21 protein-coding genes are annotated in these 19763 nt (G+C 65.1%); 5 read left to right on the forward strand and 16 right to left on the reverse strand.

Annotated features, from left to right (window positions below):
- Positions 1 to 13 precede the first annotated feature (13 nt).
- From guaA to dnaN, 15 genes are all read right to left on the reverse strand, one after another.
- Positions 14 to 1591 carry a glutamine-hydrolyzing GMP synthase gene (gene guaA, locus NOF55_RS01225; RefSeq protein WP_306409493.1) on the reverse strand — a complete coding sequence of 526 codons (1578 nt, stop codon included), beginning with the start codon at positions 1589 to 1591 and terminating at the stop codon, positions 14 to 16.
- A 161-nt stretch (positions 1592 to 1752) separates the two neighbouring features.
- Entirely contained in the window at positions 1753 to 2391 is a 639-nt protein-coding gene (locus NOF55_RS01230; RefSeq protein ID WP_306409494.1) for a 5'-methylthioadenosine/S-adenosylhomocysteine nucleosidase, read from the reverse strand.
- Positions 2388 to 2837: a PaaI family thioesterase gene (locus tag NOF55_RS01235; protein ID WP_306409495.1), complete on the reverse strand. Its 450-nt coding sequence runs from the start codon at positions 2835 to 2837 to the stop codon at positions 2388 to 2390. Before NOF55_RS01235 ends, NOF55_RS01230 begins: the two co-directional genes overlap by 4 nt.
- A gap of 68 nt (positions 2838 to 2905) precedes the next feature.
- The gene (locus tag NOF55_RS01240) at positions 2906 to 4195 is read right to left on the reverse strand and encodes an RsmB/NOP family class I SAM-dependent RNA methyltransferase (RefSeq protein WP_306409496.1); all 1290 of its coding nucleotides are present in this window, start codon (positions 4193 to 4195) and stop codon (positions 2906 to 2908) included.
- Positions 4196 to 4375: 180 nt separating this feature from the next.
- Positions 4376 to 4720: a septal ring lytic transglycosylase RlpA family protein gene (locus NOF55_RS01245; protein WP_306410164.1), complete on the reverse strand. Its 345-nt coding sequence runs from the start codon at positions 4718 to 4720 to the stop codon at positions 4376 to 4378.
- A 412-nt stretch (positions 4721 to 5132) separates the two neighbouring features.
- Positions 5133 to 5996 carry an SDR family oxidoreductase gene (locus NOF55_RS01250; RefSeq protein WP_306409497.1) on the reverse strand — a complete coding sequence of 288 codons (864 nt, stop codon included), beginning with the start codon at positions 5994 to 5996 and terminating at the stop codon, positions 5133 to 5135.
- Entirely contained in the window at positions 5993 to 7150 is a 1158-nt protein-coding gene (gene queG, locus NOF55_RS01255) for a tRNA epoxyqueuosine(34) reductase QueG (RefSeq protein ID WP_306409498.1), read from the reverse strand. Before queG ends, NOF55_RS01250 begins: the two co-directional genes overlap by 4 nt.
- A gap of 66 nt (positions 7151 to 7216) precedes the next feature.
- The gene (locus NOF55_RS01260; RefSeq protein ID WP_306409499.1) at positions 7217 to 7909 is read right to left on the reverse strand and encodes a glutathione S-transferase family protein; all 693 of its coding nucleotides are present in this window, start codon (positions 7907 to 7909) and stop codon (positions 7217 to 7219) included.
- Positions 7910 to 8108: 199 nt separating this feature from the next.
- Positions 8109 to 8255 carry a hypothetical protein gene (locus NOF55_RS01265; protein WP_306409500.1) on the reverse strand — a complete coding sequence of 49 codons (147 nt, stop codon included), beginning with the start codon at positions 8253 to 8255 and terminating at the stop codon, positions 8109 to 8111.
- Between the two features lie 245 nt (positions 8256 to 8500).
- Entirely contained in the window at positions 8501 to 9481 is a 981-nt protein-coding gene (locus tag NOF55_RS01270) for a complex I NDUFA9 subunit family protein (protein WP_306409501.1), read from the reverse strand.
- Between the two features lie 100 nt (positions 9482 to 9581).
- Positions 9582 to 9869, reverse strand: coding sequence for a DUF1330 domain-containing protein (locus tag NOF55_RS01275; RefSeq protein ID WP_306409502.1), 288 nt, complete (start codon positions 9867 to 9869; stop codon positions 9582 to 9584).
- 12 nt (positions 9870 to 9881) lie between these two features.
- Entirely contained in the window at positions 9882 to 10580 is a 699-nt protein-coding gene (gene pyrF / locus NOF55_RS01280; RefSeq protein WP_306409503.1) for an orotidine-5'-phosphate decarboxylase, read from the reverse strand.
- 3 nt (positions 10581 to 10583) lie between these two features.
- A complete protein-coding gene (locus NOF55_RS01285) occupies positions 10584 to 11168 on the reverse strand; it encodes a histidine phosphatase family protein (protein ID WP_306409504.1) in 585 nt (194 codons plus the stop codon).
- An 18-nt stretch (positions 11169 to 11186) separates the two neighbouring features.
- Positions 11187 to 11783, reverse strand: a complete 597-nt coding sequence (gene pmtA, locus NOF55_RS01290; RefSeq protein WP_306409505.1) for a phospholipid N-methyltransferase PmtA — start codon at positions 11781 to 11783, stop codon at positions 11187 to 11189.
- Positions 11784 to 11904: 121 nt separating this feature from the next.
- Positions 11905 to 13023, reverse strand: a complete 1119-nt coding sequence (gene dnaN / locus NOF55_RS01295) for a DNA polymerase III subunit beta (RefSeq protein ID WP_306409506.1) — start codon at positions 13021 to 13023, stop codon at positions 11905 to 11907.
- A gap of 246 nt (positions 13024 to 13269) precedes the next feature.
- On the opposite strand from dnaN, the gene rsmI reads away from it, so the two are divergent.
- The 5 genes from rsmI (at position 13270) to NOF55_RS01320 (ending at position 18016) form a co-directional block, all read left to right on the forward strand.
- Positions 13270 to 14181, forward strand: a complete 912-nt coding sequence (rsmI, locus tag NOF55_RS01300; protein ID WP_306409507.1) for a 16S rRNA (cytidine(1402)-2'-O)-methyltransferase — start codon at positions 13270 to 13272, stop codon at positions 14179 to 14181.
- Complete coding sequence (locus NOF55_RS01305) at positions 14178 to 14540, forward strand: YraN family protein (protein WP_306409508.1); 363 nt, start codon at positions 14178 to 14180, stop codon at positions 14538 to 14540. Before rsmI ends, NOF55_RS01305 begins: the two co-directional genes overlap by 4 nt.
- Before the next feature lie 105 nt (positions 14541 to 14645).
- Positions 14646 to 15158, forward strand: coding sequence for a cupin domain-containing protein (locus NOF55_RS01310; protein WP_306409509.1), 513 nt, complete (start codon positions 14646 to 14648; stop codon positions 15156 to 15158).
- Positions 15159 to 15331: 173 nt separating this feature from the next.
- Complete coding sequence (gshB, locus tag NOF55_RS01315) at positions 15332 to 16279, forward strand: glutathione synthase (protein WP_306409510.1); 948 nt, start codon at positions 15332 to 15334, stop codon at positions 16277 to 16279.
- A gap of 204 nt (positions 16280 to 16483) precedes the next feature.
- Positions 16484 to 18016, forward strand: a complete 1533-nt coding sequence (locus tag NOF55_RS01320; RefSeq protein ID WP_306409511.1) for a YifB family Mg chelatase-like AAA ATPase — start codon at positions 16484 to 16486, stop codon at positions 18014 to 18016.
- A 149-nt stretch (positions 18017 to 18165) separates the two neighbouring features.
- Here NOF55_RS01320 and NOF55_RS01325 read toward each other — a convergent pair whose 3' ends face one another.
- Positions 18166 to 19239 (reverse strand): sensor histidine kinase, encoded by a 1074-nt coding sequence (locus NOF55_RS01325; RefSeq protein WP_306409512.1) that lies wholly within the window; start codon positions 19237 to 19239, stop codon positions 18166 to 18168.
- Positions 19240 to 19763: the final 524 nt, after the last annotated feature.

Raw genomic sequence — 19763 nt, forward strand, 5'->3', positions numbered from 1 at the left:
GGATGAGCCTGAATCATTCCCACTCGATGGTGCCGGGGGGCTTCGAGGTGATGTCGTAGACGACGCGGTTGATGCCCTTGACCTCGTTGATGATGCGCGTTGCCGCGCGGCCGAGGAAGTTCATGTCGTAGGGGTAGAAATCCGCCGTCATGCCGTCGACGGAGGTGACGGCGCGTAGCGCGCAGACGAAATCGTAGGTGCGGTAGTCGCCCATCACGCCCACGGTCTGCACCGGCAGAAGCACGGCGAAGGCCTGCCAGATCGTGTCGTAGAGGCCGGCCTTGCGGATTTCGTCGAGATAGACGGCGTCGGCCTTGCGCAGGATGTCGAGCTTCTCGCGCGTCACGCCGCCGGGGCAGCGGATGGCGAGCCCCGGGCCGGGGAAGGGATGGCGGCCGATGAAGCGGTCGGGCAGGCCGAGTTCGCGGCCGAGCGCGCGCACCTCGTCCTTGAAGAGTTCGCGCAAGGGCTCGACGAGCTTCATGTTCATGCGCTCGGGCAGGCCGCCGACATTGTGGTGGCTCTTGATCGTGACCGAAGGGCCGCCGGAGAAGGAGACGCTTTCGATCACGTCCGGATAAAGCGTGCCCTGGGCGAGGAAGCTCGGAGCGCCCTTGCCGTCGGCGGCGATCGTCTTCGCCTCGTCCTCGAACACCTCGATGAACAGGCGGCCGATGATCTTGCGCTTGGTTTCCGGGTCGGCAACGCCTTCCAGCTCGCCGATGAAACGGTCGGCCGCATCGACGTGGACCAGCGGGATGTTGTAGTGGTCGCGGAACATCGAGACCACTTCGTCGGCCTCGTTCAGGCGCATCAGGCCGTGATCGACGAAGACGCAGGTGAGCTGGTCGCCGATGGCCTCGTGGATGAGGATGGCCGCCACGGAGGAATCGACGCCGCCGGAAAGCGCGCAAAGAACGCGTTCGGAGCCGACCTGCTCGCGGATCTTGCGGACCATTTCGGCGCGGTAGGCCGCCATTGTCCAGTCGGATTTCAGGCCGACGATCTTGTGGACGAAATTGGCGAGCAGCTTGCCGCCGTCCGGCGTGTGCACCACTTCCGGATGGAACATGGTGGTGTAGTAATGGTGGCTCTCGTCGGCCGCGATGGCGAAAGGGGCGTTTTCCGAGGTCGCGATGACCTTGAAGCCTTCGGGAAGCTTCGTCACGCGGTCGCCGTGGCTCATCCACACCGGATAGCGCTTGCCCGTTTCCCAGAAGCCGTCGAACAGCGGGCTTGCCGCCTTGATCTCGATATCGGCGCGGCCGAATTCCGCCGCATGGCCGCCCTCGACCACGCCGCCGAGCTGGGTGCAGAGCGTCTGCTGGCCGTAGCAGATGCCGAGGATCGGAACGCCCGAATCGAACACCGCCTGCGGGGCGCGGGGGCTGCCTTCCGCCGTCACCGAAGCCGGGCCGCCGGAGAAGATCACGCCCTTCGGGTTCAATCGGGCAAAGGCTTCCGCCGCCGAGTTGAACGGGTGAATCTCGCAGTAGACGCCGGTTTCGCGCACGCGGCGCGCAATGAGCTGCGTCACCTGGCTGCCGAAGTCGATGATGAGGATGGTGTCGTGATGGGCTGTCTGGGTCATGGCGCGGTCAGAGCAAGTCCAGGAAAGTGTGAAACGGTTGTCCGTCCCGAATTGCGACGAGACAAGACGAGGCAGCGGTTCGGCAATTCCAATTGAATTGTCGATGGCTCTAATGGCTTTTGCCGCTTTTCGCAACCGGAGAAATGAGGGCAGCCGGCCTTTCAGCCGATCAGCCGTCCATCCGCCGCCAGCGCTTCCAGCCGGTCGACGGCCTGGGCCAGCTTTTCGTCGATGACATGGAGATATTCGGTCCAGTCGTCGACGTGCCGCAATTCCGCCCGCCCGTCGGAAATGCCGCGCAGGCCGATCAGTGCAACGCCGAAAGCCTGGCATGCCCGGAGCAGCGCGAACGTCTCCATGTCCACCATGTCGGCGTCGATGGCGTCGTAGGCGGCGCCCGATACGATGTTCGCGCCGGTGGACAGGCGCGCGGCGGGAATGCCCGGCAGCGTGCAGGGCAGGGGAATGGCGGCCGGCAGGTCGAGGAAAGGCGTGCGGCCCTTCTCGAAGCCGAGCGGCGAGGCGTCCATGTCGCGATAGGACACGGAAGAAGCCTGATAGATTTCCGTCTGCTCGAGGCTTGCGGAACCCGCCGAGCCGAGTGAAACGACGATATCGGGCAGCGCATTGCGCGCCGCGAGTTCCCCGAGCGCCCGGGTCAGCGCGACCGCAGCCTCAACCGGGCCGACCCCGGTCATCAGCGGCGCGATGCGGGCCTGAAGATGCGGGCCGTATTCGGCCTTCGCCGCCATGACGTAGAGGATCGCCGTTTTGCCGACGGTCTTCGGCTTCCATGTCATTGCTGGATGTCCTCGCGCCCGCGCACGATCATCAGCGTGCTGGTCATGGAGGCGATCAGCTTGGCGGGCCCGTCGGTCAGCGCATAGGCGCGCCCGTCGGCGACGATGATGGTCGAGCCGGGCTTGGTGATCTCTCCGTGGAAGAGAAAGCGCTCGCCGCGTCCCGGCGACAAAAGGTTCACCTTGAATTCGATGGTCAGGACCGAGGCGTCGGCATCGATCAGCGTGTAGGCGGCAAGGCCGCAGGCGGAATCGAGCCCGGCGGCGATGGCGCCGCCATGCAGCCAGCCATGCTGCTGGGTCATCTTCTCGCTGAAGGGCAGTTCCAGTTCCACCAGCCCGTGGCCGATCCGGGTCAGTTCGGCGCCCATGCTCCTCAGCGCCGGCTGCCGCCTGAAATTCTCCTCGATGCGGGCCTGGACAGCCGCAGCATGTCCTTCGCTCATCCTCTCCTCCCTGTTTTCGCCGAGAGTGGCACGGGCCTGCCGCTTCGGCAAGTCGCCCGCGAACCGGTTCAGCCCCGGCGCTTCAGGTGGCAGAAGAAAAAGCCGTCCGTGTCGGTCGTGGCCGGCGTCAGTGTCAGCGTCTTTCCGTCGCGGCTGATCGGCCGGACCGCATCCGCGCCGTAGAGGTGGTCCCAGGCGGGCAGCGCCGATACCACCTCGAAGGCCGGATTGGCGGCGGTGAAGGCCTCCATCTGCCGGTCGTTTTCCTCCGGCAGTACCGAGCATGTGACGTAATAGAGGGAGCCGCCGTCGCGAACGAAGCGGCTGGCCTGCGCCAGCGCGTCCTGCTGCTGGATGATCCGTTCCTCGAGGTTGCGCGGGGTCAGCCGCCACTTGGTGTCCGGGCGGCGTCGCCATGTGCCCGTGCCGGTGCAGGGCGCGTCGACCAGAACGCGGTCCATGCGGCCGTGCAGCTTTTCGAGTTCCGCGTCCCTGTCATGGACCTGGACATTGCGGGTGCCGGCCCGTTTCAGCCGTTCGATGATCGGCGCGAGCCGCCGCGAATCGGCATCGTAGGCGTGAACCTGCCCCTTGTTGTTCATGGCCGCGGCCATCGCCAGCGTCTTGCCGCCGCCGCCGGCGCAATAGTCGAGCACCTGCTCGCCCTCCTGCGGCGTGACCAGATCGGCGACGATCTGCGAACCTTCGTCCTGAACTTCGAACCAGCCTTTCTGGAACGAAATCTCCGCTGTCACGTTAGGAAGGCGTGCGCTCTGCTCGCCGGCCGGAATGCGAATGCCGAAGCGCGCGGTTTTGCAGGCGGCGGCGCCGGAGCGCTCCAGCGCCCTGAGCACCTTGGGGCGTTCGGCCTTCAGCGTGTTGACGCGCAGGTCGAGTGTCGGGCGTTCGGTCAGCGCCTCGGCCTCGGCAATCCAGCGGTCGCCGAAGGCGGAGACGAGCGAGGGTTCGACCCATTCGGGAATGTCGCCCTGGACATGCAGCGGCGCGTCTGAAAGCGGGCGGCGGGAGAAGGCGGCGAGATGTTCGGCGGACAAGGGAGCGGGGGCGAAACGGTCGCCTTCGAACTCCGCCCCGAGCGCTTCGGGCGAAAGGCCCCATTGCCGCAGCAGGACGGCATAGCCCAGCGCGAAGGGGCTGTCGTCGTCCATGAGCCAGGCATGGGAGAGACGCTTGCGCAGGGCGTCGTAGACGATGTTGCCGATAGCGGCGCGGTCGCCAGAGCCTGCGAAACGGTGCGCGAGACCCCAGTCCTTCAGCGCGTCGGCGACGGGACGCTTGCGCGTCTCTATGTCGTTCAGAACCTCGATGGCTCCGCTCAGTCTGCCGCCCAGCCGCATGTTCCGTCTCCCGGTACTGGCGCCCGCCTCCCGGGCCGCATGGGTCCGGGCAGGACAGCTGACGCCGTCTCAAAACCTGCCGGCGCCGTGAGGGTCTTGGGAAATGCCGGCGCCGAGAGAATAGAACCGGGCTCCTAGCGGCGAAAAGGCCCGAGGGCAAGCCTTCTCTTGTGCGGGCTCCTAGCCGACGCTCTGGAAGCAGACATGGGCGACGCCGGATTGCACCATGCCGATCTGGTGGGCGGCGGCCTTGGAAAGATCGATCACCCGGCCCTTAATGAACGGGCCGCGGTCGTTGATGCGCACGATCACGCTCTTGCCGTTCTTGCGGTTTGTCACTTTCACCTTGGTGCCGAACTTCAGCGAGCGGTGGGCCGCGGTCAGGTGGGCGGCGTTCATCCGTTCGCCCGAGGCGGTGCGGGAGGTCAGCGCATACCAGGAGGCACCGCCACAATTTTGAGGTGTGGATGCCTCGGAGGAAGTAACGAATGCAGAGAGAAGAACTGCCGAAGCGGCAGCGAGCATGAGGGGCTTCTTGATGGTCAAACCGTAATTTCCTGTGCCATTAAACGTCCGCTTGCGCGTCGGCGGGCTTAAAGGCGGCGAAAAATGGCAAAAAACGGCCACTTTCGATCACGAAACATTACATAGTGTAATAATCGTGATGCAACCGGATTGAACATATCGGGCTATGGATCGCGGTTGTATCCCAAAAAGCGTTTATGATTCAGTAACCCTGGTGGAAGGACGGCGTTCCGCCCGGGCGGATGACGCGCGATCACGAAAATGAGAGAAATAAATTTTCTCGCACGCCGCAAAGTCTGCCCGACATGCGGATTCTTTAAGGCTTGAAGTGGCGGAAATGGAGAACAAACGGACAAAAATGGGGCTCTCTCTGGAATTTTCCTCCGAATGCCCCTTGCGCTGCTCGTGGAAGTCAGCCCCGCCAGCGGTCGCTTTCCCACAAATCCGTGAGCGCGCAATGGTAGTCCGGGAAGCGGAACGAAAAGCCTTCGCGGTTGATCCGGGCGTTCGAAACGCGCTTGTTCTCGCTGTAGAAGGAACGGGCCATCGGCGTCATGGAAGACGGGTCGAAAGGCGTCTCCGGCGGCGGTTCGACGCCCATGATCCGGGCGGCTTCCGTCACCACGTCGGGGGCCGGCGCAGGCAGGCTGTCGGTGACGTTGTAGAAGCCGTCCCCACCGCGTTCGGCAAGAAAGAATGCGGCCGCGCCGATATCCTCGACACGAATGCGGTTGAAGACCTGACCGGGCTTGACTATGCGCCGGGCCGTGCCGGCGGCGAGGTTTACGAAGGCGTTGCGGCCCGGCCCATAGATGCCGGAAAGGCGCAGCGAAGCGACCGGCAGGCCGCGCCCGGCAGCGTGGCGGCGCCAGTCCCTTTCCGTCGCCACCCGCGCCCGGGAACGGGCGGAGACAGGGCGGCATTCCGTCTCCTCGTCCACCCAGGCTCCGTCATGATTGCCGTAGACGCCGACGGTCGAAAGATATCCGATCCATTCGAGGGCGGGCATGGGAAGGTCGCCTGCCAGCCGCAGGAAGGGATCGCCCGCCTCGTCCGGCGCGATGGACTGGACGAGATGCGTCACGCTGTGAAGGGCGTCTCGCAGATCCGCGCGGATCTGCGTTCCGTCGAACAGAAAAGGGTGGATGCCCGCGGCGCGCAGGCGTTCGGCCTTTTCGGGCGAGCGGGTCGTGCCCAAAACCGAAAAGCCGGCGGCTGAAAAGACACGGGCGATTTCGCTGCCGGAATATCCGGCTCCGAGGATCAACAGATTCATGCGGCGGCTCCTGCCATTGTCCATTCCAAGGCGACGTCCGGGTCGGCATCCGGGGCGCGGCCGTCGCGCAGCGCGCGCAGCTCGTCCGGCGTCGTCAGCCGTGCCAGCGCCCACACGGCCATGCCGCGCACCTCGGGCGAGGCGTCGTCCAGCAGCGCCGTGCAGGCAGCGATGAAACCGCGATTGTCGGAATTGCCGGCGGCGATCAGCACGTTGCGCACGAAGCGGTTGCGGCCGATGCGCTTCACCGGCGAGCCGGAGAAGAAGCTGCGGAAGGTTGGGTCGTCGAAGGTGAGGAAGAAGGCGATATCCGGCGCCTTCAGGTCGTCGCGGGCCCGGAGCTTCATCTCGGAGGCGGCCTGCGCGAACTTGTTCCAGGGACAGGCGGCAAGACAGTCGTCGCAGCCATAGATGCGGTTGCCGAACAGCGGGCGCAGCGCCGGATCGATCGTCCCCCTGTGCTCGATGGTCAGGTAGGAGATGCAGCGCCGCGCGTCGATCCGGTAGGGCGCCGGGAAGGCGTTCGTCGGGCAGGCGTCGAGACAGGCCCGGCAGGAGCCGCAATGGTCGCGTTCGGCTTCGTCGATGCTCAGTTCGGCGGTGGTGAACAGGCTTCCGAGAAACAGCCAGGAGCCGAATTCGCGGGAAACGAGGTTGGTGTGCTTGCCCTGCCAGCCAAGCCCGGCCGCCGCGGCCAGCGGCTTTTCCATCACCGGTGCGGTATCCACGAAGACCTTCACGTCTTCCCCGGCGCGGGCGGCGAAGCGCGTGGCGATTTCCTTCAGCCTGCCCTTGATGACGTCGTGATAGTCGCGGTGCCGCGCATAGACGGAGATGACGGCCTTGTCCGGCCGCGCCGATAGCGCCCGCGGGTCTTCCTCGGGGCCATAGTTGAAGCCGAAGAGGACGACGGAGCGGACCTCCGGCCACAGCACGCGGGGGTCTGCGCGGCGCTCGCGCGTCTGCTCCATCCATTCCATCGTGCCGTGATGGCCGGCTTCCAGAAAGGCGTCCAGCCGTTCGGGCGCCAGCGGGATCGCATCCGGCGTCGTGACGCGGCAGAGATCGAAGCCCTGGGCGGCCGCTTCCGCGCGCAGGAACGCTGCCAGCGTTTCGCGCCGTTTACGGGCCTTTGCTTCCGGATCTGCGACCACGCCTTCTCCCCGAACGATGACAGGACGTTCTGTAACCGTTTTGTGCCGGTGACGGCGACAGAAAAATCAGAAATCGAGATCGGCGTAATGGGAAACCGGGGTGACGCCGCGAATGCGCTCGGCAAGCAGCGGGCGGAAGGAAGGCCGCGATTTCAGGCGCTGATACCATTCCTTCGCCTCCGGGTTCTCCTGCCAGTTGATCTCGCCGAGATAGTCCAGCACCGAAACCGTCGAGGCGGCGGCCAGATCGGCATAGGACAGCCGGTCTCCGGCCAGCCACGAGCGCGAGGCGGCCAGCCAGCCGAGATATTTCATGTGCTGGCGCACATTGTTGCGCGCCATGCGCAGGATCTTCGAATCCGGCGCGCCGCCGCCCATCGCCGCCGGCATCTGCAATTTGAACACCCGCTCCCGCACCAGCGGGTTCGTCACGTCCTGCTCCATCTTTTCGAGAAACCATTCCGTGAGCCGGCGTATCTCGGCGCGCTGGAACGGGTCTTCGGCAAGCAGGCGCCGGTCGCGTTTCAGAACCCCGTGGGTCTCGTCGAGGAATTCCGAGATGACGGTTGCGCCGCTCAGGACACGCCGGCTGTCGTCGACATAGACCGGCAGGGTTCCCGCCGGGTTGAGGGTCAGGAATTCCCGCCGCTTCTCCCAGGGTTGCTCTTCGGCAAGATCGTGCTGAAAGCCGTATTCCTGGAGAATCAGGCGGACGAAGCGTGACGCGGCGGACATGGGATGATGATAAAGAATTGTCATTCAGGGAAAAACGCTGGCGGATGAGTTCAACTGGAATATGGCTGTGTCCGTTATCGCCCGCATGCGGCACCCTTGCAGCCCCTATGGGCGGAAATCTGCCGAAACGAACAAAAGACAGGCCATTGTAAGGTTGCAAAAAGGACAAATCATGGCTGACCAACGAAAAGGGCCGGCTAGAAGCCGGCCCTTTTCGTTTCACTCATTCGGCTTCCGAGCCGCAGGGGTCCACGCCGTAGGCGGGGCTGCACTCGGCCCGGCTCGCGGCAACGGTGCCGGGCGACAGGAAGGAACCGATCAGGATAATCGAAGCCGCGCACACGAAGAAGAGCGCGATGGATTTGCCCATAATGGAGTGCCTTTCAAAATTCCGGTGTCGCACGCACTGTCCAGCCCATAGACAGGCCGCTGCGTGCTGCGGCGCTGTCTATGCTGTGAAACGCAGAATATCAATAGAGGTTCATACTGAACTGTACGTTAACGGCTATTATTTTCCGCTGCTGCATTTTTGCAACGTAAAGAAAAACCCGGACCGCTATTCCGCGTCCGGGTTCGCATCGATTCAGGCCGCCGGCGCGCCCTTGCGCAGCGTGATCAGGCGGTCTTCGCCATGCGCGTGAACTGGCCCTGCGGGCGGAAATGCACGGTGTAGTCCGGCAGGATCGAGGAGATCAGCACCGGCGCGATGCCGAGGCCCTCGAGGGTCAGGCCGGCCTCCTTCGCGGCGGCGGAAACGACGTTGTCCTTGTGCAGCAACTCGACCTGATCGGCGGTGATCGGCGGCGTGATCAGCGGGATCTTCTCGGCGATCCTGCCGATCAGCGAGGCGAGGCCGAAGGGCAGCGTTACCAGCACGCGCTTGCGGCCGATGGTCTTGAGAACCAGCTTGAGACAGTCCTCGAAGCTCAGCACGTCCTCGCCGCCGAGTTCGTAGACGGCGCCGGGCTTCAGCGTGCCGTCGACCGAGCGGGCCACCACTTCGGCGACGTCACCGGCATAGACCGGCTGGAATTTCGTCTGGCCGCCGCCGATCAGCGGCAGGACGGGGAACAGCCTGGCCATCGCGGCGAACTTGTTGAAGAAGTCGTCCTCCGGGCCGAACACCACGGACGGGCGCAGGATCACGGCGTCGGGGACGGCTTCGAGAACGGCCTTCTCGGCGCGGCCCTTGGTGGAGGCGTAGGCGGACGACGAGGAAGCGTCGGCGCCGATGGCCGAGACATGCGTCAGCTTCGCACCGGCGGCTCTGGCCGCGGCGGCAACGGCGGCCGCGCCCTTGTCCTGGACGGCGAGGAAGGTGTTCTTGCCGCTTTCGAACAGAAGGCCGACGCAATTGACAATGTGATCGGAGCCTTCGGCGGCCTTCGCAACCGATTCCGGATAGCGCAGATTGGCCTGCACGAAGGATATCTGCCCGACATTGCCGAGCGGCTGAAGAAAGAGCGCGAGATCGGGCCGGCGACAGGCGACGCGGATGCGGTATCCGCGCTTGGCGAGGGCGCCGACGACATAACGTCCGACGAAGCCAGACCCCCCGAAAACGGTGACGAGCGGAGGAAGGTTTGCCAGGGTCATGAGAGGCTCCAAAAATATGAATGGTTCTATGCGCTGCTTATAGCGCTTCTTAGCCTAATCGACCATGAAGGTGAAGAGAGAAGCGCTGTCGCAAAAGGTCTCAGACGCCCTCAACCACGATCAGTTCGCCGTCGGCGATTTCCTGCCGGATCTTTGCCGCGATCTGGTATTCCGGCGAGTTGTAGCAATCGATGGCCGCCTGCGCGGAAGGGAACTCGATCACTACGTTGCGCGCCCGCGCCTGGCCTTCGAGGGAGGTCGTCGCGCCACCGCGGGCGAGGAAGACCGCGCCGTATTTCTCGAAGGCCGGTTTGGCGGCGGCCACATAGTCCTTGTAGCGTTCCGCATCGTGCGAATCGACGCGTGCAATCCAGTATCCCTTGGCCATTGCTGTCCTCCTTCAGTCTTCGAGTACGGTGTTCATCTCGTCGAGAATGGCACGGGCTGCGGCGAGCGGATCGGCGGCCCTGACGATGGGGCGTCCCACGACGAGATGCGTCGCGCCGGCGTTCAGCGCCTGCGCCGGCGTCATCACGCGCTTCTGGTCGCCGGGATCGCTGCCGGCCGGGCGGATGCCGGGCGTGACGATCGCCATGTCGGGGCCGAGGATGTCGCGCACGCGCGACGCCTCTTCCGCCGAGCAGACGATGCCGCCCATTCCCGCCTCGCGCGCCTGGGCGGCCCGCTTGAGGACCAGCGTTTCGGCGCTGTCGACATAACCCGCTTCCTGCAGGTCGGCATCGTCCATCGAGGTGAGGACCGTCACGCCGAGCAGGGTCAGCGGCGAACCGGCGGCGGCCTTCACGGCAGCGCGCATCGCCTTCGGATAGGCATGCAGCGTCAGCATGGAAACGCCCATGCGAGCGATGTTCTCGACGCCGGATGCGACCGTGTTGTCGATGTCGAGCAGCTTCATGTCGAGAAAGACCTGCTTTTCGCTTTCGATCAGTTCGCGCGCGAAACCCATGCCGCCGGCAAAGAGAAGCTGGTAGCCGATCTTGTAGAAGGTGATGTCGTCGCCGAGCGTCGAGACGATGGTTTCGGCTTCCCTGAGGGTCGGAACGTCGAGGCCGACGATCAGGCGGTCGCGTGCGGTCATGGATCAGACTCCCTGCCAATCTTCGATGGGCGTCCAGTTGCACGAGACGCGGCGATCCGCAAGGGAAAAGCAGTAGAGATTGCCGCCGCCGCCAGACTGGTCTTCGTCGCGGGCGATCGGCCGGCGCTGGAGATGGCATTTCAGCAGCGTGCCGACACCGCCGTGGCCCACGAAGGCGATGGGGACCTGCGGGTCGTGGGCATCGAGAATGCGGGTAACGGCCGAGACGATGCGCGCCTGGGCGTCGGCGGCGCGCTCCCATCCCCTGAAGCTTTGCTCGGGGCGGGCGAAGAACTGGTCCGCTGCTTTCTCGAAGTCCGGCGGCGGCAGGAAACCGGTTGCCGAACGGTCGTTCTCATGCGTGTCGCCGGCGATCTCCACCGGGACGCCGGCTGCCCGCGCGAGGATGTCCGCCGTCTCGACGGCTTTCGTCTCGTCGCTGGAAACGATCCGGCCGAGCCTTTGGACCCACGCTTGGCGCGCAGCCGCTTCCACCCGCGCCCGTCCGCCATCGGAAAGGCTCCAGCGCGGCACGGGGATGTCCGGATCGATCGTCACCTGCGGATGGGTGATGTACAGTCCGAACATCGGTCGTTCCGTTTCGGGTCAGGCCTTGCGGTAGATCCAGAGCTGGGCCGGCGGAATATTGCGCACCACGAATTCGAAGTGCTCGATGTGGTAGCGGTCGGGCCAGGCGATGACCGGCGAGACCGGACCGTAGGTGATCTGGATCACCGGCCGGCCGGGCGGCAGGAGTTCGAGCAGCTGCTCCATGAGCTGCACGCGGCGGTACATCGGGAAGGACAGCAGCGGTATGGCCGAGATCACACTGTCGAACTTCCGGTCCTTCCAGGTCTCGCCGAGCGTGTTGCGGATGTCGAACGCATCGCCGTTGATGAAGTTCACCCCCGGGAAGTGCTCCAGGAGATGGTGGTAGAAGTCGGTCGAGAACTCGACCGAGACCAGCTTCTCCGGTGGAATGCCGCGCTCGAGGATTGCCTTGGTGATGATCCCGGTGCCGGGACCGAGCTCGAGGACCGGAAGGTCCGATTGGGGGTTGATGACGCTGGCCATTCGCCGCGCCGTGACGGAGGAGGTCGGCAAAATCGCGCCCACCCGCTTCGGTTTATCGATCCAGCCTTTGAAGAAACGGATTTCCTCGTCGAATTTCTGTTCGATCTTCTCCCTGAGGCGCAATGCCATCCTCGTCCTCTCCACTGAGTTCAAACAACGTCATGCCTTGAACCGACAGACGTTGCGGCTTGATCTAGCACAAATCCGCAAGGCCCGCCACGGTTCCCGAAGGAAACGCTTATTTGTCGTCCTAAACGCGCATCGGCATCAGAACGTAGAGTGCATCGCCGCCCGCCGTGTCGCGGATCAGCGTCGGCGATCCGGCGTCGGCCAGCAGGAAGATCGCCTCGTCGCCGGAGAGCTGGCCGGTGATGTCGAGCAGGTATTTGGCGTTGAAGCCGATCTCCATTGGATCGGACTCGTAGGTGGCGGACAGTTCCTCGGTTGCCGAACCCGAATCGGGATTGTTGACCGTCAGCGTCATCTGACCTTCGGAAAGGGCGAGCTTCACGGCCCGGCCGCGCTCGGAGGAAATGGTGGACACGCGGTCGACGGCCTGGGCGAAGGCGCCGCAATCGATGCGCAGTTCCTTGTCGTTGCCGGCGGGAATGACGCGCTGGTAATCGGGGAAGGTGCCGTCGATCAGCTTCGACGTCAGCACGATGGAGCCGACCGTCAGGCGGATCTTCGCGTCGGAAAGCTCGACCCTGGCGATGGCTTCGGCATTGTCGGAAAGCTTCTGGATCTCGCCCACGGTCTTGCGCGGAATGATGATGCCCGGCATGCCTTCGGAACCGGAGGGCGCCTCCACTTCGGCGCGCGCCAGACGGTGGCCGTCGGTCGCCACGGCGCGCAGCTTCAGGTCGCCGCCGCTTTCGATCGTGTGGAAATAGATGCCGTTCAGGTAGTAGCGGGTCTCTTCGGTCGAGATCGCGAACTGCGTCCGGTCGATCAGCATCTTCAGGTCGGTGGCCTTGAGGCTGAAGGAATGGCTGAAGCTGCCGGCCGTCAGGTCCGGGAAGTCCTGTTCCGGCAGGCATTGCAGCGAGAACTTCGAGCGGCCCGATGCGACCGTCATGGCCGCGCCGTCCGGGGTGGTGGCGAGCAGCACTTCCGAGCCGTCGGGAAGCTTGCGGACGATTTCGTAAAGCAGATGGGCCGGAACGGTGGTGGCGCCCGCCTGTTCGACGGATGCCGGCGTCGCCTCGGTGATCTCGAGATCGAGGTCGGTCGCCTTCAGCGAAAGACTGTCGCCTTCCGCCCGCAGCAGGACGTTGGAGAGAATCGGGATCGTATTGCGCCGCTCGACGACACGGTGGACGTGGTTCAGGGATTTCAGAAGATTCGAGCGTTCGAGAGTAATACGCATGGGATACTACCGTTTTCGACCTTTTCGGACGGGCGGGACCCGGCCGCATGAAATGTGTCCCGCCATGAAACCGGCGGGGTGGAGAGTCAAATTGCAAAATGGCCGGGGCTTTGGCAAGGGCCGCGACGCGCGGCAATGCGCTTTGCCGATTTTTGCATGCGCCTTTCCCCGTAAATCATCACTTGCGGCGCGTCGGTCTCTTGACCCATAAGGGAAAAACAGCGGGAAACGGAGCGGATCAACACGGTGACGGACAGCGAAACGGCGGCAGGCGCATCGGAAAAGACCTTTCGCATCCACGATCACGTCATCGTCGCCCGGCCGCTGACCGCCGGCCTCCATCTCGTTGCGACCCCCATCGGCAATCTCGGCGACATCACCTTGCGCGGGCTGGAGACGCTGGCCGCCGCCGACGTGCTGGCGTGCGAGGATACCCGCGTGACCCGCGTGCTTCTCGACCGCTACGGCATCCGCAAGCGGCCCTTTTCCTATCACGAGCACAATGCCGGGGAGGCGGGCGACAGGCTGCTCGCCTTTCTGGAGGAGGGGAAATCCGTGGCGCTGGTCTCGGACGCCGGCACCCCGCTCGTCTCCGATCCGGGCTATCGCCTCGCCGTCAGGGCCATCGAGGCCGGTCATCGGGTCGTGCCGCTGCCGGGTGCGTCCGCGCCGCTGGCGGCCCTTCTCGGCTCCGGCCTGCCGAACGATGCCTTTCTCTTCGCCGGTTTCCTGCCGACGCGGGACAAGGCGCGGCGCGAGCGGCTGCGCGAGCTGGCGGCGGTGCCCGCGACGCTGATCTTCTTCGAATCGCCGCACCGGATTGCCGCGACACTCGCCGCCGCCGCGGCGGAATACGGCGCCGACCGCCCCGCTTCCGTCTGCCGCGAGCTCACCAAGACCTTCGAGGAGTTTCGCCGCGGCCCGCTCGGCGAACTCGCCGCCGATTTCGCCGAGCGCACGGTCAAGGGCGAGATCGTCCTCGTCATCGGCCCGCCGTCTGAAGAGGAAGCGGCAGACCCGGCGGATGTGGACCGGTTGTTGCAGGAACTGGCGGCGGATCGGTCGGCGGGGCAGGCGGCGACGGAAGCCGCCCGGCTCACCGGCCTGCCGCGCCGGCAGCTTTATCAGCGCCTTCTGGACCTGAAGGGCGGCGCATGAGCCGGCACACCGGCGCGCGGCGCAAGGCCGAACGCCGCGGCCGTATTTGCGAGTTTCTCGCCGCGGCATGGCTGACGCTGAAGGGATATCGCGTCGTCGCCTTCCGCTACCGGACCCATGCCGGCGAGGTGGATATCGTAGCGCTGAAGGGCGATCTCGCCGTTTTCGTCGAGGTCAAGGCGCGGCGGGAGGCCGGACTTGCCGTCGACGCCGTGACGCAGGCGGCGCAGGCGCGGATTCGCGCCGCGAGCGATGTGTGGATGTCACGCCGGCGAGATGCCGCCCGCCTTTCGCAGCGCTACGATATCGTCGCGGTTCTTCCCGGCCGTCTCCCCCGCCATTTTCCCGATGCCTTCTGACGGGTTTCGCCGGGGTCGCTAAAATGCGAGCGATCGGCTGAACCATGCCCTTACTTTCATCGGCTATGGAGAAGGCCAAGGTAGAACGACGCTGTGGGGGAAATCATGGCCTTGAAACTGCTTCTGGCCGGTGCGCTGGCCTTGATGGCGAAGCGCCGCACCGCGGCGGAGGGCGACACGACGCTGTCGGACCCGGCATTCGTGGCCGCCCGCGACGGGTTCATGCCGATGCACGACGCGCCGATCGAGCCGTCGTGGATCGTCGAGGGCACACCGCACGCGCGCGAATCGGTTCACTCGAAGGGGGACGACGATGCCTCCGTGACCGCGCTGTGGGATTGCACGGCTGGCACGTTCCGCTGGCATTTCGGCTGGGACGAGACGGTCGTCATCCTCGCGGGCGAAGTCCATATCACGGCCGAGGACGGCAGCGAGCGCGTTCTCCAGGCCGGCGACATCGCCTATTTCAAGGCCGGAACCTGGGCGACCTGGCGGATCGACGACTATCTGCGCAAGGTGGCGTTCGTGCGCCGGCCTTTCCCCGGTCTTCTCGTCACCGCGATGAAACTGAAGCGCGCCCTCAAGGGCAAGGAGCCGCAGGCCGGGCTGGCGGCCTGACGCCGTCGCGCGTCCGCGTTGCGCTCGCTCGTTTCCCGTCTTAAATAAACGGAACTTTATGGCTGGACAGCCTCCTTTTCCGAGCCGAAAAGGAGGCTGTCCATCCGTGTGTTTGCGCAATGCCCGCTGAAAGGCCCTTACGGCTTCCGGGAATTGCCCTGAAGAGGATTGTTATGGCGAAGATCAGGAATGTCGCGGTCCAGATGGACCATGTCTCGACCATCAGTATCGCGGGTGATTCCACATTCGCCATGAGTCTGGAGGCTCAGGCGCGGGGCTACAGGCTGTTTCACTATACGCCGGACCGCCTGAGCCTGCGCGACGGCAAGGTCTACGCCACCGTCGAGCCGATGGAACTGCGCGACGTCGAGGGCGATCATTACACGCTGGGCGTGCCGGAGCGGGTGGACCTCGCCACGATGGACGTGGTGCTGCTGCGCCAGGACCCGCCCTTCGACATGGCCTATATCACCTCGACCCATCTTCTGGAGCGCATCCATCCGCAGACGCTCGTGGTCAACGATCCGGCCTGGGTGCGCAATTCCCCCGAGAAGATCTTCGTCACCGAGTTCGCGGACCTGATGCCGCCGACGCTGATCACGCGCGACCCGGCTGAAATCGCCGCCTTCCGCGCCGAAATGGGCGATATCATCCTGAAGCCGCTCTACGGCAATGGCGGCGCCGGCGTCTTCCACACCTCCCGCGACGACCGCAACTTCGCCTCGCTGCTCGAGATGTTCGCCCAGATGTTCCGCGAGCCCTTCATCGCCCAGGCCTACCTTCCGGCGGTGCGCAAGGGCGACAAGCGCATTCTTCTCGTGGACGGAGAGCCTGTCGGGGCGATCAATCGCGTTCCCGCCGAGCACGACAGCCGGTCCAACATGCATGTCGGTGGTCGCCCGGAAAAGACCGTGCTTACAGCGCGCGAGAAGGAAATCTGCGACCGGATCGGGCCGTCGCTCAAGGCGCGCGGCTTCCTCCTCGTCGGTATCGACGTGATCGGTGACTACATGACGGAGATCAACGTCACCTCGCCGACCGGCCTTCGCGAAGTGCGCCGCTTCGACGGCACCGACATCGCCGCGCTGCTTTGGGACGCCATCGAGCGCAAGCGGGCCTGATCGCCCGTCCGGCACGCCCCGCGTGTGCCCGGTTGCCGCAATTTGTTCCGGCGCCACAACCTTTCGCAACCTTTATGCACTGGATGCGGGAGATTGTTCCTATATTGTTCTTGTTCTATTCCAGAAATCGTGCCAGATTGCAACCGAAAAGCCGAAGGAGGGGCTGACCCTCGCCTTCGGCAGAGGGTTACTGGGGATTTCTGCATGGTGGCGCGCGTCTCGACGGTTGCATTTCAGGGTATCGACGGCGTTCCCGTCGAGGTGCAGGTCATGGTCGCTCCGGGCAAGGTCGGCATGCAGATCGTTGGCCTGCCCGACAAGGCGGTGGCGGAAAGCCGGGAGCGCGTTCAGGCAGCGCTTCATGCCACAGGTCTTGCGTTGCCACCCAAGCGGATCACCGTCAATCTGGCGCCTGCCGACCTGCCCAAGGAGGGATCCCATTTCGACCTGCCGATCGCGCTCGGCCTGATGGCGGCTCTGGGTGCCGTGCCCGAACAGGCGCTCGAAGCCTATGTGGTGGCGGGCGAGCTGAACCTCGACGGGACGCTGGCGCCCATTGCCGGGGCCTTGCCCGCGGCGATTGCCGCCAATGCCGCCGGCAAGGGGCTGATCTGCCCCGCCGCCAGCGGCCCGGAAGCGGCCTGGGCCGGGGAGGGAATGGATATTCTGGCGCCGCGCAGCTTGATCGCGCTCGCCAATCATTTCAAGGGCCAGCAATTGTTGTCGCGTCCCCAGCCGGCGATCCGCGGCGTTCAGGGCGCCTTGCCCGACCTTGCGGATATCAAGGGGCAGGAAAGTGCCCGCCGGGCGCTCGAGGTGGCCGCTGCCGGCGGGCACAACCTGCTGATGGTGGGGCCGCCCGGTGCCGGCAAGTCCATGCTGGCCGCGCGCCTTCCGTCCATCCTGCCGCCGCTGTCGCCGGCCGAACTGCTCGAAGTGTCGATGATACACTCCGTCGCGGGTGAACTGGCCGATGGACGGCTGACCGACAGGCGTCCGTTCCGCACACCCCACCATTCGGCCACGATGGCCGCGCTGACCGGCGGTGGCGCCCGTGCCAGGCCGGGCGAGGCGTCGCTGGCGCATCATGGCGTGCTGTTCCTCGACGAATTGCCGGAATTCTCGCCGCAGGCGCTCGATGCCCTGCGGCAACCGCTCGAAACCGGCGCCTGCGTCGTTGCGCGCGCCAATCATCGCGTCTCCTATCCCGCCCATATCCAGCTCGTGGCTGCGATGAACCCCTGCCGCTGCGGCATGGCGGGCGAGCCGGGCCATACCTGCGCGCGCGGCCCGCGCTGCGTGGCCGATTACCAGTCGCGCGTGTCGGGCCCGCTGCTCGACCGCATCGATATCCGCATCGACGTGCCGGCGGTGACGGCGCTCGACCTGATCAAGCCGGCGGCGTCGGAGGCGAGCGAAAGCGTGGCGAGACGCGTCGCGGCGGCGCGGGAACGCCAGAGACGGCGGTTCGCGGAAGCGGGCTTCGGCGGGGTGACAACCAATGCCCGCTGCCCTGCCGCGCTGATCGAAAGGCTGGCGGAGGCGGATGCCGGCGGAATGCAATTGTTGAGCGACGCGGCGGAGAAGCTGAAGTTCTCGGCGCGCGGCTACCATCGCATCCTGAAGGTGGCGCGCACGCTGGCGGATCTGGATGGCAGCGAGCGGGTCGGGCGGCTTCATCTCGCCGAGGCGATTTCCTACCGGATACCCGGCGACCGGCTGTCGGCGGCGGCCTGACCGTTGCGTCCGGTCTCCTGCCGCCCGCCTTTGTCCTGCGCTCGGGCGGTGCAACGCCGTAGCGTTTCCGGCAGGAATGCGGGCCTGCCTTTTGCGATCGGCAATACGCAAGAACAATGAGATGGAGCTGTTTGGCGGGGTGAAACCGGTCAGAAACCGGCTTCCTCGCTTTCTTCCAGCGGCTTGGCGATGGCCCGCATGGGGATCGTCATGGTGACGCACGCGCCGCTTGCGGGAAACTCGATGCGGGCTTCGCCGTCCAGCATGGCGATGACGCGGGAAATCAGCGTCGAGCCGAAGCCCTTGCGTTCCGGTTCTTCGGAGGGCGGCGCGGGCCCCCGGGTTTCGCGCCAGACCATTTCCAGCCGCGGTTCGCCGGGCGCATCGGAAAGCAGCACTTCCTTCCAGCTGATCTCCACCTGTCCCCGGCTGGTTGAAAGCGCGCCGTACTTGGCCGCGTTCGTTCCCAGCTCGTGCAGGATGAGGCTCAGGACGACGGACGTCTGCCCGGCGGCGGCGATCGACGGTCCGGCCAGCTTGAAGCGGTTCGTGTCGCCGGCGCAGAAGGGAGAGATCGCCTGCCGGACCACGGCGCTCAGCGTCGTCGGGCCGCTGTGGCCCGGCTGGCGCAGCAGCAGGCTGGACCGTGCCATCGAATTGAGCCGCTCCTTCAGCTTATTGGCAAGCTCGCCGGAGGTAGAGGCATGGCGTTGCGACAGCGTGATGACCGCGTTCATCGTGGCGAAGACGTTCTTGAGCCGGTGGTCCAGCTCGTTCATCAGGATTTCCCGTTCGTCGGCCATGCGCTCGAGGTCGCGGCGCGCTTGCAGATCCGCCCGGTAGGCGCTCATCATCACGCTGAGCAGGAAGAGATCCGTTGCAACCACGATGATATAGAGCGCCATCGCCGTCAGGGTGCCCTTGGCGAAAAACGGTTCGCCGGGGGCGACGAAGAAGTACCATGCGGAAATGCCGGACAGGACGGCGACGACCATGCCGGCCCGCACGCCGAACAGGAAGCCGGCAATGACGACCGCGGGAAAGAATGTCAGGAACGGAATGCCGGGCGGAAGAACCGGTTCCAGCCAGAATCGGAGCGCAAGGGCGATGGCGAAGATGCCCAGGGAATAGAGATAGCTGGCCGCTTCCTGCCGGCGGGTCAATTCTCCACGAGCGGCCTTGAAGGCGGGAAATTTTCGAAAATGGCCGATCTTTTTTGGCATGTGCGCTCCCGCGACAGAATACGCGTCGTACAAACGCGCCGACACGCTACTTCAGATGTCGCGAAATCACAATCCTGTGCGAGGTATTTGAAAACGGTGTGAGAATCAGGATGAACGAACCGGTCGGGAGAGGATCGCGGTGGCAGGGATCGTCCCCGCGGATGCGCGGAAAGAGCTGCCGAAAGACAGCCTCCGGCGAAGTGGGCCATGACGAAGCTGCCCCCCGTTTTTCGTGCGTCGGCCGGCCTTGATGGCCGCCAGACAGGAGCCGGGCGACGGTTCGTGCCCGCGGCGACTGCGAAAGCCGGGGCAATACCCGCCTTGCCCGGGGCCGATCCGATGACGAAAGTCCTGCCGGAGGCGATCCTGCCATTGCCGGACGCGGCCGCGGAGACCGGCAATATCGACCCCGGCAGGATGCGACTTTCGTCGACCCGGAAGGAGAATGTCTTTTCAACCCGGGCGAGCGTGGGCGCCCGCGGTGCGGCTTTCGTCCGGCTGGCCGCGGTCCGGCGTTCGCGCTA

The organism is Ectorhizobium quercum, assembly GCF_026552795.1.
Taxonomy (GTDB): domain Bacteria; phylum Pseudomonadota; class Alphaproteobacteria; order Rhizobiales; family Rhizobiaceae; genus Ectorhizobium; species Ectorhizobium quercum.

Coding starts and splice junctions, on each gene's coding strand:
- guaA (WP_306409493.1), bottom strand. CDS start 1,591: ATGACCCAGACAGCCCATCACGACACCATCCTCATCATCGACTTCGGC.
- NOF55_RS01230 (WP_306409494.1), bottom strand. CDS start 2,391: ATGACATGGAAGCCGAAGACCGTCGGCAAAACGGCGATCCTCTACGTC.
- NOF55_RS01235 (WP_306409495.1), bottom strand. CDS start 2,837: ATGAGCGAAGGACATGCTGCGGCTGTCCAGGCCCGCATCGAGGAGAAT.
- NOF55_RS01240 (WP_306409496.1), bottom strand. CDS start 4,195: ATGCGGCTGGGCGGCAGACTGAGCGGAGCCATCGAGGTTCTGAACGAC.
- NOF55_RS01245 (WP_306410164.1), bottom strand. CDS start 4,720: ATGCTCGCTGCCGCTTCGGCAGTTCTTCTCTCTGCATTCGTTACTTCC.
- NOF55_RS01250 (WP_306409497.1), bottom strand. CDS start 5,996: ATGAATCTGTTGATCCTCGGAGCCGGATATTCCGGCAGCGAAATCGCC.
- NOF55_RS01260 (WP_306409499.1), bottom strand. CDS start 7,909: ATGACAATTCTTTATCATCATCCCATGTCCGCCGCGTCACGCTTCGTC.
- NOF55_RS01265 (WP_306409500.1), bottom strand. CDS start 8,255: ATGGGCAAATCCATCGCGCTCTTCTTCGTGTGCGCGGCTTCGATTATC.
- NOF55_RS01270 (WP_306409501.1), bottom strand. CDS start 9,481: ATGACCCTGGCAAACCTTCCTCCGCTCGTCACCGTTTTCGGGGGGTCT.
- NOF55_RS01275 (WP_306409502.1), bottom strand. CDS start 9,869: ATGGCCAAGGGATACTGGATTGCACGCGTCGATTCGCACGATGCGGAA.
- pyrF (WP_306409503.1), bottom strand. CDS start 10,580: ATGACCGCACGCGACCGCCTGATCGTCGGCCTCGACGTTCCGACCCTC.
- NOF55_RS01285 (WP_306409504.1), bottom strand. CDS start 11,168: ATGTTCGGACTGTACATCACCCATCCGCAGGTGACGATCGATCCGGAC.
- pmtA (WP_306409505.1), bottom strand. CDS start 11,783: ATGGCATTGCGCCTCAGGGAGAAGATCGAACAGAAATTCGACGAGGAA.
- dnaN (WP_306409506.1), bottom strand. CDS start 13,023: ATGCGTATTACTCTCGAACGCTCGAATCTTCTGAAATCCCTGAACCAC.
- NOF55_RS01305 (WP_306409508.1), top strand. CDS start 14,178: ATGAGCCGGCACACCGGCGCGCGGCGCAAGGCCGAACGCCGCGGCCGT.
- NOF55_RS01310 (WP_306409509.1), top strand. CDS start 14,646: ATGGCCTTGAAACTGCTTCTGGCCGGTGCGCTGGCCTTGATGGCGAAG.
- gshB (WP_306409510.1), top strand. CDS start 15,332: ATGGCGAAGATCAGGAATGTCGCGGTCCAGATGGACCATGTCTCGACC.
- NOF55_RS01320 (WP_306409511.1), top strand. CDS start 16,484: ATGGTGGCGCGCGTCTCGACGGTTGCATTTCAGGGTATCGACGGCGTT.
- NOF55_RS01325 (WP_306409512.1), bottom strand. CDS start 19,239: ATGCCAAAAAAGATCGGCCATTTTCGAAAATTTCCCGCCTTCAAGGCC.